The organism is Telluria antibiotica (assembly GCF_011682055.1).
Lineage (GTDB): Bacteria > Pseudomonadota > Gammaproteobacteria > Burkholderiales > Burkholderiaceae_D > Telluria > Telluria antibiotica.
The window spans coordinates 79,571-93,199 of sequence record NZ_JAAQOM010000023.1 but is presented as its reverse complement, the minus strand read 5'-3'; the positions used below and the strand labels follow the sequence as shown (position 1 = coordinate 93,199).

At 67.2% G+C, this 13,629-nt stretch carries 11 protein-coding genes; 2 read left to right on the top strand and 9 right to left on the bottom strand.

The features are described 5' to 3' along the window. Positions 1–95 precede the first annotated feature (95 nt). The 6 genes from HAV22_RS31885 to HAV22_RS28220 form a co-directional block, all read right to left on the bottom strand. Positions 96–314 (bottom strand): FRG domain-containing protein, encoded by a 219-nt coding sequence (locus HAV22_RS31885; RefSeq protein ID WP_166864307.1) that lies wholly within the window; start codon positions 312–314, stop codon positions 96–98. 142 nt (positions 315–456) lie between these two features. Beyond that, a complete protein-coding gene (locus HAV22_RS31920) occupies positions 457–837 on the bottom strand; it encodes a DUF7674 family protein (RefSeq protein ID WP_443098493.1) in 381 nt (126 codons plus the stop codon). Continuing rightward, complete coding sequence (locus tag HAV22_RS28235) at positions 824–1,528, bottom strand: hypothetical protein (protein WP_166864305.1); 705 nt, start codon at positions 1,526–1,528, stop codon at positions 824–826. The genes HAV22_RS31920 and HAV22_RS28235 overlap by 14 nt, the downstream gene beginning before the upstream one ends. A 78-nt stretch (positions 1,529–1,606) precedes the next feature. Beyond that, on the bottom strand, positions 1,607–2,413 hold the full coding sequence (locus tag HAV22_RS28230) for a DMT family transporter (protein ID WP_166864317.1): 807 nt from the start codon (positions 2,411–2,413) through the stop codon (positions 1,607–1,609). Positions 2,414–2,468: 55 nt separating this feature from the next. Next, the gene (locus HAV22_RS28225) at positions 2,469–4,340 is read right to left on the bottom strand and encodes a glucokinase (protein ID WP_166864302.1); all 1,872 of its coding nucleotides are present in this window, start codon (positions 4,338–4,340) and stop codon (positions 2,469–2,471) included. Between the two features lie 153 nt (positions 4,341–4,493). Then, a complete protein-coding gene (locus HAV22_RS28220; RefSeq protein ID WP_166864298.1) occupies positions 4,494–5,834 on the bottom strand; it encodes an MFS transporter in 1,341 nt (446 codons plus the stop codon). A gap of 134 nt (positions 5,835–5,968) precedes the next feature. Between HAV22_RS28220 and HAV22_RS28215 the strand changes: the two genes are divergently transcribed. After that, positions 5,969–8,101: a sensor histidine kinase gene (locus HAV22_RS28215; RefSeq protein ID WP_166864296.1), complete on the top strand. Its 2,133-nt coding sequence runs from the start codon at positions 5,969–5,971 to the stop codon at positions 8,099–8,101. Then, complete coding sequence (locus tag HAV22_RS28210; protein ID WP_166864293.1) at positions 8,098–8,703, top strand: response regulator transcription factor; 606 nt, start codon at positions 8,098–8,100, stop codon at positions 8,701–8,703. The genes HAV22_RS28215 and HAV22_RS28210 overlap by 4 nt, the downstream gene beginning before the upstream one ends. Positions 8,704–8,763: 60 nt before the next feature. Here the strand turns inward: HAV22_RS28210 and HAV22_RS28205 are convergent, their stop codons facing one another. The 3 genes from HAV22_RS28205 to HAV22_RS28195 all read right to left on the bottom strand — a co-directional run bounded on the left by HAV22_RS28205 (position 8,764) and on the right by HAV22_RS28195 (position 13,519). Continuing rightward, a complete protein-coding gene (locus tag HAV22_RS28205; protein ID WP_166864290.1) occupies positions 8,764–10,446 on the bottom strand; it encodes an alpha-amylase family glycosyl hydrolase in 1,683 nt (560 codons plus the stop codon). A 25-nt stretch (positions 10,447–10,471) separates the two neighbouring features. Further along, positions 10,472–12,103: an alpha-D-glucose phosphate-specific phosphoglucomutase gene (locus HAV22_RS28200; RefSeq protein WP_166864287.1), complete on the bottom strand. Its 1,632-nt coding sequence runs from the start codon at positions 12,101–12,103 to the stop codon at positions 10,472–10,474. Positions 12,104–12,184: 81 nt separating this feature from the next. Continuing rightward, positions 12,185–13,519: an MFS transporter gene (locus tag HAV22_RS28195; RefSeq protein ID WP_166864285.1), complete on the bottom strand. Its 1,335-nt coding sequence runs from the start codon at positions 13,517–13,519 to the stop codon at positions 12,185–12,187. Between the last annotated feature and the right edge of the window lie 110 nt (positions 13,520–13,629).

Genomic DNA, 13,629 nt, shown 5'->3' with positions numbered 1-13,629 from the left:
AGTTGCAGGTACGTGCCGCTATCCTCAATCGCTTCACACGGTTGGGCACGCCCACGACGGTCGCCATGCCGTAATTCCGTCCGGGATTGGGGGCATTACGTGCCCAGCTGATTTATGCAACAAAGCCGATGTGCACCCCTCATCCGAAACTCCGAAAACAACCTCTTTTCCTTATTTGGATTGAATCGAGGATTTTCCGATTCTCGTGAGAGACTCGGAAGAAGTAGCCAGTCTTCGGACGCGTGCCCGCGAAAGTACGGATCTGCGCAACCATCAGCTTTTAGAGCCTTCAGGTGAGCCTGCACTTCATGCATGAAATTTTGCCAAGGCGTCATTTTGGTAAGTTTAGCTGGTTCAAAAAATTACGTAATATTGCGCGCGGAATCGTTAAATTTACACTCGGTCCGTCCCCAATCTCGGCCATTGGGCTCGACATAAATCTTGTTCAAAGCAGAGTCATCCACATGTCGTGATAAGGGCGTCGAATGTCCGCTGCAATGAACTTCCACGCCCAGCCCTGTCTTCCGGGCCAGCATCCCACATGAGGTTCTCTGCATACGCCACGTCGACGATCGTCCGCAATGCCTCCGGCTCTGCCCGATACGCCGCGGCGATGAAGTTCGTGTGCGATTGCACTACCTCACTGTCCCGCCGGCGGATGGCTTCCGTCGTCCTGTCGGCGCACGCTTCGACCCAAGTAAAACTCACATCGTCTGCGGTCGGTCCCAACCTCGTTCGCGAAGCAGTGATCGGTTTGCACCGCCTCTGCCGGAAAACGCGAGCGAAGCCCTTCGACCAAGCGCGGATTCGGATGGCGAGCCATTCAGTCCTGCGCATCCTCGGCCTTGATCGGCACCGCGTTCCGCGCGAACTCGCCGAGCCTGGCATTGAACTCGGCATTTTTCGACTGGGGCAGCCTCACGATCCTGCCCATGTTGCGCCCCTCGACCAACTCGTTGAGAGCGTAACCAATGACGCTGCCACCGGCCACGCCCACTCGCTTTGCGTCGGTCGCTGTCGCGCCCTCGCCCTGATATGCCGCGACCCGGACGGCCTTGGTGTTGGGATCGCGAACATATGTCGTGTTCGTGCAATCGGCCGTCGCCGGAGGGACGAGGGTTGCGGCGGAAGTCCCGTTCTCGCTGGCGTACGAGTACAGCTGCGGGGGTGCCGACGGATCGCGGGGGACGAAAATGCCGCCGTCGCGATCGAGCTGCCACGCGCCATTGGCCGGCTTGTTTTTTGGCGGCCCCTGATAGACGCCGCCCGGCGGCGCGCGGTAGTACGTGCCTTCCGCGTCTTCGCCTTCGGAGATATACGGACCGCGCTCGAGCCGCGTTTCCGACTCGACTTTGAACAGCCCCTTCGTTTCGATGCCCGACAGGACGGCCGGCAGATGGATGCAGGTGACTTGCTCGGGCACGCGGAGGGCGCCCGGATCGGCCAGCGCCGGCGTACCGCCGACACCCAGCAGCAGGGTGAGTGCGGCGGCGGAGATCGCGGTGCTGCCCAAAGTACGGGTCGTCATGGCCTGTCGCTTCGGTGATGAAAATGCGGCTCAGCATAACATCTTGCCGAAGCAAAAAAAATCACCAAATGTCACGCCCTACCCCCGCTTGCGCGCCCGATCCGTCAGCACGAGCGCGATCCCGCCCAGGATCGCGACGACCGCCACCAGCAGCCGCGCCGTGAACGCCTCATCGAGCCACAAGGCGCCGGCACACGCGGCGATCACGGGCACGGACAGCTGCACGCTGGCCGCCTGCAGCGCCGACAGCCCGCGCAGCGCCGCATACCAGATCACGTAGCCGAGTCCCGACGTCAGCGCGCCCGAGGCGATGGCCAGCAGGATGCCGGCAACGTCAGCATGCGCGCGCCCGCCGAACGCGAGACCCAGGGCCAACGCCAGCGGCATCGCCCGCACAAAATTGGACGCGGTGGCCGCGAGCGGATCGGGCACGCCGCGCCCGCGCAGCGAGTACGCGCCCCACGCGATGCCCGCGACGGCCATCAGCGCGGCGCCGGCCGCCGGCGGTGCTGCGACGCCGGGCAGCACGAGGACGACGAAGCCGGCCACCGCCAGCGCGACGCCCGCCCAGCCGCGCGGTGCGAACCGTTCGCCACGCGCGAGGCCCACGGCGAACATCGTCAGCTGGACGGCGCCGAACAGGATCAATGCGCCCGTGCCCGCAGGCAGCGTAAGGTAGGCGAACGAGAAGGCGGCCACGTAGGCGAACAGCATGGCGGCGGCACGCCAGTCCGCGACGGCCGCCGGGCGCGCACGCACGCGCATGGCGAGCGCCAGCACGAGCGCGCCGGACGTCACGCGCACGGCGCCGAACGTCGCGGGGTCGATGTGCGCATCGCGCAACGCGGCGCGGCACAGCAGCGAATTCGCGGCGAACGCCGCCATCGCCAGCGCGGCGAGGCCGATCGTGGCGGAGGTCGCGCGCGCCACGATGGTCCGGTCAGATGTCGAGGTGGGAGATCAGGAGGCGCCGGCGTTCGCTGTCGCCGTCGGCCACCGCTTCGCCGGCCGGGCCGAGCGAGATGCCGACCGCCATGATGTCGATGAGGAGCAGTTGCAGGATGCGCGAGATCATCGACAGGAACGTCGTGCTGTCCTCGCTGTGGTCGACAGAGAGGCACACGCTGGCCTTGCGCGCCAGTGCCGACTTGCTGCTCGTGATGGCGATGACGTCGGCGCCCGCATTGCGCGCCACGTCGACGGCGTCGAGCAGTTCCGGCAGCTGGCCCGTCGTCGAGATGGCGATGACGACGTCGCCCGGCCCCAGCAGCTCGGCCGCCAGCGCGAACAGGTGCGAGTCGCCGTACGACGACGTCGGGATGCGGAAGCGGAAGAATTTATGCTGGCCGTCCAGCGCCACGACGCGCGAATTGCCCATCGCGTAGAACTCGACGCGCTTGGCCTTGCGCAGGATGTCGATGGCGCGGTCGATCGAGTTCACGTCCAGCTGGTCGCGGAAGCGCAGGATCGCGGACACCGTGTTGTCGATGACTTTCGCCGACAGGTCGTGCGTGCTGTCCGTCATGCGCACCTGGCTGTGACGCACCGGGATCGTGCCCGTCAGGCTGCCCGCAAACTTCAGCTTGAAGTCGGCCAGGCCGGAAAAGCCCAGCGAGCGGCAGAAGCGGATCACGGTCGGCTGGCTGACGTCGGCCAGCTTCGCGATCTCCGCGATCGGCTCGGACAGCACCTTGCGCGGATGCTCGATCACGAGCTGCGCCACGCGCTGCTCGGCCGGCGACAGTTCCGCCTGCAAGTGCTGGACTCTCTCCATCAGCGTGTTCGCGCCGCTGCGGTTGCGCAGGTGCTCGGACAGGATGCTCGATACGCCGTACAGTGCCGGCGTCGGCATCATGATCACGTAGGTCGGGATCTGCGCCAGGTAGCTGGAGAAGCGGCCCTTCGCTTCGAAGCGCGTGCGGAACGGCGACGTCTTGAACCACTCGGCCATCCGGGGCACGATGCCGCCGCCGATGAAGATGCCGCCGAACGCGCCCAAGGTGACAGCCAGGTTGGCCGCCGCGCCGCCCAGCATGCCGGCGAAGCATTCGAGCACTTCCAGGCACAGCGCGTCCTTCTGTTCCAGCGCGGCCGTCATGATGGCGGCGGCGTCGCGTGGAGGCGCTTCGACGCCGTTGCGCAGCGCCAGCGCGCGATAGATGATTTCCATGCCGGGGCCGGAGATCAGGCGCTCGTTCGACACGTGCTGCCATTCGCGCCAGGCGTATTGCAGGATCGCGAACTCGCGCTCGTCGGCCGGGGCGAAGTTGACGTGGCCGCCCTCGCTGCCGAGGGTGACGAAGCCGTCCACGGTCGGGATCACGCCCGACACGCCCAGGCCCGTGCCCGGCCCCAGCACGCCGGCCACCGCGTTCGACGCGGGCTTGCCGCCGCCGATCTGCAGCAGGTCTTCCGGCTTGAAGCCCGGCAGCGCCATCGCCAGCGCGGTGAAGTCGTTCACGATGAGCAGTGTCGTCAGGCCGAGCGTGCGCCGCACCTCTTCCGTCGAGAACTGCCAGTCGCGGTTGGTCATGCGGATGAAGTCGCCGCTGATCGGGTTCGCGAGCGCGAACGCCGCGTGCGTGATGCGCGCGCCGCTGCCCTGCGCCTGGGTCTGGGCCAGGTAGGCGTTCAGCAACGGGGCGATGCCCGGGTAGTCGTCGCACAGCAGCACGGCCACGTTGCGCAGCACACCGGGCGCGATCTCCAGGGCGAAGCGCGCATGGGTGGCGCCGATGTCGGCCAGCAGGCGCGGGCCGTCGGAATAGGCGGCGCGGGTCGGCTTCTGTTCGGTGTCGGGTTCAAACGTCATGGTCGCGCGTCTCGGGTCGGTGTTCATCTTTGGCGCGTAGGATACCATTGATTGAAATGCACCAAAAAGCGATTGTGGACCGATTCGGACGGTGCCAACGAAAAGAACGGCCCCGCAGGACCGCCCTTTCCATTTCGACAAGGCCAGGCCGCGCTACTGCCCGCGTGCCTCCGCATCGATCTTCGACAGCGCACCCGTGTCGCGCATGAACCAGCAGACGGCCAGCGTGCAGGCGATGACGGCCGTCGCGTACCAGTAAAAGCCGCTCTCCAGGTCGATCGACTTGAACCACAGCGCCAGGTACTCGGCCGTGCCGCCGAACACGGAAACGGCGAACGCATACGGCACGCCGACGCCCGTGGCGCGGATCGATGCCGGGAACAGCTCGGCCTTGACGAGAGCATTGATCGACGTGTAGCCGGAGACGATCATCCACGCGCAGGCGATCAGCGCGAACGCTTCCCACGGACCGCTCGCATGGCGGATGCCGGACAGCAGCGGCACGGTGAACAGGGTGCCGAGCAGCGCGAAGCCGATGAGCAGAGGCTTGCGGCCGATGCGGTCCGACAGCGCGCCGTACAGCGGCTGCAGGCACATGGCGAACAGCAGCGATGCCGCCGACACGGCCGTCGTCTGCGAGTCGGAGAGGCCGACGGACAGGCGCAGGAATTTCTGCATATACGTCGTGTAGACGTAGAACGCCAGGGTGCCGCCCATCGTCAGGCCGACCACGAGCAGCACTTCGCGCGGATGCTGGGCCAGCTGCTTCAGGCCGCCCATCGTCTTCGCCTTTTTGCGGGCTGCCTCGAACTGCGCGGTCTCCGGCAGGTCGTGGCGCATGCGCATGGCCAGCAGCGCGAGGCAGGCCCCGACGAAGAACGGGATGCGCCAGCCCCACGCACGCAATTGGTCGGCGTCGAGCAGGAATTTCTGCAGCACGAGCAGCAGCACGAGCGCCAGCAGCTGGCCGCCGATCAGCGTGACGTACTGGAAGCTGCTGTAGAAGCCGCGATGCTTCGAGTCCGCCATCTCCGACAGATACGTCGCGCTGGCGCCGTATTCGCCGCCCAGGCTCAGGCCTTGCAGCAGGCGCGCCAGCAGCAGGATGCACGGCGACAGGATGCCGGCCGCCGCGTACGTCGGCGCGCAGGCGATCAACAGGGAGCCGAAGCACATCAGCAGCACGGACGTCATCAGCGCCGTCTTGCGGCCGAGGCGGTCGCCGATGTGGCCGAACAGGACGCCGCCGATCGGGCGCACGAAGAAGCCCAGCGCGAAGATGCCTGCCGTGGACATCATCTGCGCCGTCGCGTCCTGCTTGGGGAAGAACGCGCTGGCGAAGTACAGCGCGAACGCGGAGTAGCAATAGAAATCGAACCACTCGACGAGGTTGCCGGCCGAGCCGATGAAGATGGCCTTCAGGCGCTGGCCGGAAATGCGCTCGCCGGCGTCGAGGCCCGCCTGGGCGCCGGCCTTGGATGTGATGGTGTTCATGGATGTCTCCTTTTATTCGTATGCCCACTATCCCAGCCGGCGGACCGGCGCACATCCGCAACATCGGCGCGCCCTCCTCCGTAAAATTACGGACGCGGTTCCCATCGCCCCGCGCAACTGCTATCGTTTGCTCCATGCTCCCGCTGCCCTCTCCCCGCCTCGTTCGCCGGTTCCTCGTCGCCGCCGGCGCGCTGGCCGTCATCGCGGCATCGGGCGACTGGGCCGAGCGCCACGAGCTGCAGACGAAGACGGAAGGCCTGCGCCAGGCCGCCGCCGCGCACGTGCTGGGCTTGCGCGGCCTCGTCGAGCGCCACGACTTCCTCCCGCACGCGGCCGGACGCCACCCGGACGTGCAGGCGCTGCTGCGCGCGCCGCGCGACGCGGCCCTGCGCGCGCGCGTGAACGACTACTTCGCCGACCTGCAGTCGACGACGGGCGCCGCCGCGCTGTTCCTCGTCGACCGCGCGGGCCTGACGCTCGCGGCCAGCAACTGGAACCTGCCGTCCAGCTTCGTCGGCGAGTCGTACCGCCAGCGCCCCTATTTCGAGGACGCCGTGCAGGGCCGGCGCGGCCTGTTCTACGGCCTCGGCCTGACGACGGGCCAGTCCGGCCTGTTCATCGCTGAACCCGTGCGCGCGGACGGCGCGATCCTCGGCGTCGTCGTCGTGAAAATCAGCCTGGAGCCGCTGCAGGCCGCGTGGCAGCGCGGCGCCGATCCCGTCGTGCTGCGCGACAGCCACGGCATCGTGTTCCTGTCCGCCGTGCCGGAATGGCTGTTCCACGCGATTCGGCCCGTGCCCGCGGCCGACCTGGAATGGATTGCCGAACACCGCCAGTACGGCGACCGGACGCGGTTCCCCGTCCTGCCCTGGCACGTGGAAGCGCGCGCCGGCACGCCTGGTGTCGTGCTGCGCACGAGCGTCGCCAACCGCCGCATGGACTTGCTCGCGCTCGACACGCCGCTGCCGGAACTGGGCTGGACCCTGACCGTCACCACGGACATGAAGGAAGTCGTGCAGGCGCGCCAGCTGGCGCTGATGCTGGCTGCGCTGGCCGTCGCGCTGCTGCTGCTCGGCGTGCTGTACTGGCGCCTGCGCGAAAAGCGCTTCATCGAACAGAAGACGGCGCGCATCGAACTGGAACGCCGCGTCGAGGCGCGCACGCGCGACCTGGAAGAGGCGCACGCGTTCCGCAAGGCGATGGAAGACTCGCTGCTCGTGGGCATGCGCGCGCGCGACCCGTCGGGCAAGATCATCTACGTCAATCCGGCGCTGTGCGCGATGGTGGGCTACAGCGCGGACGAGCTGCTGGGCCGCCGTCCTCCCTACCCCTACTGGCATCCGGACGACCACGAAAAGCACGAGCGGGAAAGCGCCGACGCCCTGCAGGGCCGCGCGGCGCCGCACGGCTTCGAATCGCGCATCCGCCACAAGGACGGCCACGACGTCATCACGATGGTCTACACGGCGCCGCTCGTCGACGCGCAGGGCGTGCACCGCGGCTGGATGAGTTCCGTCGTCGACATCACGGCACAGAAGGAGGCCGAAGCCCGCCAGCGCGACCAGGAAGTCCGCCTGCAGCGCAGCGCGCGCCTCGCGAGCGTGGGCGAGATGGCCTCGACGCTCGCGCACGAATTGAATCAGCCGCTGATGGCGCTGTCGAATTTCGCCGTCGCGGCGCGCGCCCTCGCCGCCCAGTCGGCCCCGCGCGACCTGCTGGCCGGCGCGCTCGACGAAATCGTCGAACAATCCAAGCGCGCAAGCGAGATCGTCAAGCGCGTGCGCGCGTTCATCAATCCGCAGCGGGGCCAGTACGAACGGCTGGCCATCGCGAGCGTCATCACGCATGCGGCGACCCTGCTCACGCCGGAGCTGCAGCGCGACGGCATCACCTTGCAGTTGTCGCTGGACGATGGCGACGCCAGCGTGCGCGGCGACCGCGTGCTGCTCGAGCAGGTGCTCGTCAACCTGATCCACAATGCGATGCATGCCATGGAAGACCTGCCGCCGCGCCGGGCCTGCATCGAGCTCGCGGCCGCCCGGGTCGAGCTTGGCGTGCGCGTCACCGTCAGCGACACCGGGCCCGGCATCCCGCCGGAACAGCTCGACCAGATCTTCGCGCCGTTCTTCACGACGCGCCCCGACGGCCTGGGGCTCGGGCTGAACATCTGCCGCACCATCGTCGAGGCGCACGGCGGTTTCATGACCGTCGAGAACCGTGCCTCCGGCGGCGCCGCCTTTTCCTTCACGCTTCCCACCGTGCCATGAAAGACATCCCGCTGACCCTGTACGTCGTCGACGACGACGAAGCCCTGCGCCGCTCCCTCCTGTTGCTGCTGTTTTCGCAGGGGCTCGCCGTGCAGGCGTTCGAGTCCGGCGAGGCGTTCCTCGACGCCGTCGACATGCGCCAGCCGGGCTGCCTGATCCTCGACCTGCGCCTCGGCGGCATGAGCGGCCTGGCCGTGTTCGACCGCCTGCGCACGGCACACAGCCCGCTCGTCACCTTGTTCCTGTCCGGCCACGGCGACATCCCGACAGCGCTGGAAGCGGTGCGGCAAGGCGCCTGGGACTGGGTGGAAAAGCCGGATACGCAGCACCTGCTCGACAAGCTGCCCGCCGCCATCGCGGAGGCGCGATCGCGCGCGCAGGCGCTGCGGCTATGGGCGGAGCTGACGCCGCGCGAACGGGAAGTGGCGCGGCTCGTGGGGCTCGGGCAGCCGAACAAGGAGATCGCACGGCTGCTCGTGCCGCCATGCGGGCCGCGCTCGGTGGAGACGCATCGCGCCAATATCTTCAGCAAGCTGCAGTGCGCGAACGATAATGAATTGGGGCGGTGGCTCGCGGCGCATCCATGGTTAGGATCATCGTGACGATGCCGTAGGGTGGGCGGCCTCCGCCCACGCGGACGTTTGCGGTGCGCCGGCGTTCGCTCAATCCTGCGAAATCAACGCGACCGGCGCACGCGTATCGAACTTCACCTTGCCATCCGCGACGATGGCCGTCCTGCCCGTGTAACCATCGCGCACCGTCTGCCCGTCACCGAACACGCCGGCCACGGAAATGGCGACCGTACGGTCCTGCGGCAGGCCCAGCGCCACGACGACGCGGTCCTTCACGCCGTTCTTTTCGTACGTGCGCTTGAACGTGTACGGGCTCGACGCGATCATCTGGTGCACGCCCGCGCCCACGGCCGGGTGCGCGTGGCGGAAGCGGATCAGGCGCGCCCAGTAGTCGCGCACCTCGGCCACGCCGTGCAGGCCCACGCGCGCATTGTTCCGCAGCTGGTCCCAGTTCATGAACGAGCGCAGGTTGGCATCGCCCTCGGCGCCGTCGATCTTCAGCACGCGCGCCGCCTCGTCGCCGTAATAGACCTGGGCCTGGCCCGGGGCCAGCAGCAGCTTGTCCGCTTCCTCGAAGGGATGAGCGCGCAGCGGATCGAACGGATGGCCGTCGTCGTGCGAATCGAGGTAGTTCAGCACCGTCACACCCTTCAGCGGGCCGTTCAGCTGCGTCGAATAATCGGAGAACAGTTTTTCGTAGCCTTGCCCCGCGTCGCGGGGCAAGGTGAAGTTGATCATGCTGTCGAAGCCGTTGTTGTAATAGTCGACCTTCGTGCCGTCGTCGTACGCGAACTGGCGGCCGTTCGCGATCGAATAGCCGAACGCTTCAGCCACCATGAAGAACGGCAGGTTGCCCATCTTCTCGACGGCTTCCTTGCCGGCCGGCGTGCGCTTCCAGTCCTCGTACGCGTGGCTCGCCACCGTCTTCAGGTCTTTCCACACACCGGGTTCCGTGTGCTTGACGGTGTCGGCGCGGAAGCCGTCGAAGCCGTACTTGCGCACCCAGTCGGCGTGCCATTTCATCAGGTAGTAGCGCGGCGCGCGCGGATAGCCCGTGCGCTTGAAGAAGTCGTCCAGCTCCTTCACTTCGCGCTCGTAGCGGCCTTCCTTCTTCCACTTCGCGACGAGGAACGGCGGCAGCGCGACGTTCGCGTTGCTGTCGGTGCGGAAGTCCGGCAGGTTCTTCACGAGCGCGCAGTCCACCGTGCCCTTGACGTCCATGAAGGTGCACGTCGGCGCCGTACGCACCCAGTCCGCGGGCCATACGGGGTCTTCCGCCGTGACGGGGCCCGTATGGTTCATCACGACGTCGAGCAGCACGCGGATGCCGCGCGCGTGCGCCGCCGCGACGAGGTCGCGCACGTCCTTCTCGGTCCCGAGGTTGGCGTCGACGGCCGTGAAGTCGCGCGCCCAGTAGCCGTGGAAGCCGTAGCTGACGCCCGTCCCTTCGTCCGTCGATCCGTGGATCTGCTCGACCGGCGGCGAGATCCAGATCGCGTCGATGCCCAGGTCCGTGAAATACCCGTCCTTGATCTTGGCCGTGACACCGGCCAGGTCCCCGCCCAGGAAGCCGCGCGCGACGGCAGCAATGTTCTTGCGGCCGTAGGCGTGGTCGTTCGACGGATCGCCGTTGTTGAAGCGGTCCGTCAGCAGGAAGTAGACGGTCGCGTTATCCCAGGTGAACGGCTTGCCCTTGACGGGCGAGAGGTCCGGCGCGGCCGAGGCGGCGCCGAATGCGAGCATCAGGGAAGCGGCGAGAACGGGAAGTTTCATGCGGGGTCCTGTGGTGGGTGGATGATCAGGTCACGACGGTCGGCTCGGCGCGGCCCGTGCGTTGCTTGAGTGCCGACACCTGTTCGGCGATGGCGATCAGTGGCGCCAGCGCGTCCTGCGTGTCGAGGTCGTGGCGCGCCGGGTCGGCTTCGTAGCGTTCGAGGTACAGGCGCACGGTCGCGCCCTCGGTGCCGGTGCCGGACAGGCGCAGCACGATGCGCGAACCGTCCGTCATCACGATGCGCACGCCCTGGCGCGCGGAGACGGAATGGTCGACGGGGTCGGTGTACGTGAAATCGTCGGCGAGCTGCACACGGTAGTCGCCGAACGTCTGGCCCGCGAGCGATGGGAGCTTGGCGCGCAGCGCGTCCATCATGGCATTCGCGGCCGCGGCGTCGACGGCTTCGTAGTCGTGGCGCGAATAATAGTTGCGGCCGAAGCGGGCCCAGTGCGCCTGCACGATTTCGTTGACGGACTTTCCGGTCGCGGCGATCAGGTTCAGCCAGAACAGCACGGCCCACACGCCATCCTTTTCGCGGATGTGCGCGGAGCCCGTGCCGTAGCTCTCTTCGCCGCAGAGCGTGGCGAGGCCCGCGTCGAGCAGGTTGCCGAAGTATTTCCAGCCGGTCGGCGTCTCGAAGCACGACACGCCCAGCGCGGCCGCGACGCGGTCGGCGGCCTGCGACGTCGGCATGGAGCGCGCGATGCCCTTGATGCCGTCGCGGTAGCCCGGCGCGACGGTCGCATTCGCCGCGATGATGGCGAGGCTGTCCGACGGCGCGACGGCGAGCTTGCGGCCGACGATCATGTTGCGGTCGCCGTCGCCGTCCGACGCGGCGCCGAAGTCCGGCGCGTCCGGGCCGTCCATCAACGCGATCAGTTCGGCCGCGTTGACGGGGTTCGGGTCGGGATGGTGGCCGCCGAAGTCTTCCAGCGGTTCGGCATTGATGACGGTGCCGGCGGGCGCGCCCAGCATGCCTTCGATGATCGCCTTTGCGTACGGGCCGGACACGGCGTACATGCCGTCGAAACGCATCGTGAAACCGCGCGCGAACAGGGCGCGGATGGCGTCGAAGTCGAACAGGCCGGCCATCAGCTCGGCGTAGTCGGCGACGGAATCGATCACCTCCACTTCCATGTCTTCGATGCGAATGCTGCCGGGTTGGTCCAGGTCGACGGGGCCGGCATCGCTGATGCGGTACGAGGTCAGGGTCGTCGTGTGTTCGTAGATCGCCTCGGTGATCTTTTCCGGCGCCGGACCGCCGTTGTCGATGTTGTACTTGATGCCGAAGTCGCCGTCCGGGCCGCCCGGGTTGTGGCTGGCGGAGAGGACGATGCCGCCGAGCGCGGCGCGTTTGCGGATCACGCAGCTGACGGCGGGCGTCGACAGGATGCCGCCGCGGCCGACGAGCACGCGGCCCACGCCGTGCGCCGCGGCCATGCGCAGGATCGTCTGGATTGCCTGGCGGTTGAAGTAGCGGCCGTCGCCGCCGAGCACCAGGGTGCGGCCCTGAAAGTCGCCTAAAGTCAGGAAGATGGCCTCGACGAAGTTTTCCAGGTAGCCGGGCTGCTGGAACTCCGTCACCTTCTTGCGCAACCCGGACGTGCCGGGCCGCTGCCCGGCGAACGGGGTCGTCGCAATGGTCTGAATCGTCATGTCGTGCTCCTGTCGGGGATGTTGTTGTCAAACCCGTAAGGATACGACACTCGCCCCGAGCGTGGCGCCGCTTATTTGCGCTTACCGGGCGGCCGCGCCGTTGCGGTCGGTGACGAACAGCGCAAGCGCGGCAGCGATGACCATCGACACGCCGCCCAGCACCAGCGTCAACACCGCGTGGTTGCCGAACATATGCTTCGTGAACCAGCCGAGCACGAGACCGCTGACGACCTGCGGAATCACGACGAAGAAGTTGAAGAGGCCCATGTAATAGCCCATGCGGTTGGACGGGAGCGCCGCGGCCAGAATCGAATACGGCATCGTGAGGATGCTCGCCCACGCCAGGCCCACGCCCACCATCGGAATCAGCAGCAGGTGTTTGTCGTGGATGAAGAACGTGCTGGCCAGCGACAGGCCGCCGATCGCGAGGCACACGGCGTGGCAGGCCTTGCGGCTCGTGCGGCGCGCCAGCACGGGCAGCACGAACGCGGCCAGCGCGGAAACCCCGTTGTAGACGGCGAACATCACGCCGACCCAGTTGCCCGCTTCCTGGTAGCCGGCCGACAGCGGATCGGTCGTGTTGTAGACGTTGTCGGCGATCGCGGGGCCCGTGTAGATCCACAGCGCGAACAGCGCGATCCACGAGAAGAACTGGACGAAAGCCAGCTGCACCATCGTCTTCGGCATGTGCGCGAAACCGCCCACGATCTCGCGCAGCGCGACGCCAACATTGCGCGAATGCTTGCGCTGGGCCGCGAAGCGGTCGAGGTCCGGCGGCGGCAGTTCGGTCGACGTGAACACGGTCCACGTCACGGCCAGCAGGAACGCAGCGGCGCCGATGTAGAACGAGTAGCGCACGGAATCAGGCACGGCGCCGTTCACGGGCACGTTGGACACGCCCAGGTAATCGGTGAAGACGATCGGCAGCAGCGACGCGATCACGGCACCGCAGCCGATGAGGAAGGTTTGCATCGCGAAGCCGGCCGTCTGCTGCGACGTATCGAGCTTGTCGCCGACGAACGCGCGGAACGGCTCCATCGACACGTTGATCGACGCATCCATCAGCCACAGCACGGCCACGGCCATCCAGATGGCGGCGGAATTCGGCATCAGGAACAGCGCGGTGGCGGCCAGCACGGCGCCGAGGAAGAAGAACGGACGGCGGCGGCCCCAGGTCGGGTGCCACGTGTTATCGCTGAGGTAACCGATCACCGGCTGCACGAGCAGGCCCGTGACGGGCGCCGCGAGCCACACGAGCGCAAGGTCGTCCATCGACGTGCCCAGCGTGGCGAAGATCCGGCTCGTGTTCACGTTCTGCAGCGCGAAGCCGAACTGGATGCCGAAGAAGCCGAAGCTCATGTTCCACAGCTGCCAGAAGGTCAGCCGCGGCTTGAGCGTGTGAGTTTGCATTTCCATCTGTGTCCCCTGACGCGCCCGGACGCGTGCCAGGCTGCTATATGTAGCAAAGTAACATGGGGTTTTTGGGGTGTCAATGAAGAAATCCCCATGAGTCGAGCGAAAATGTA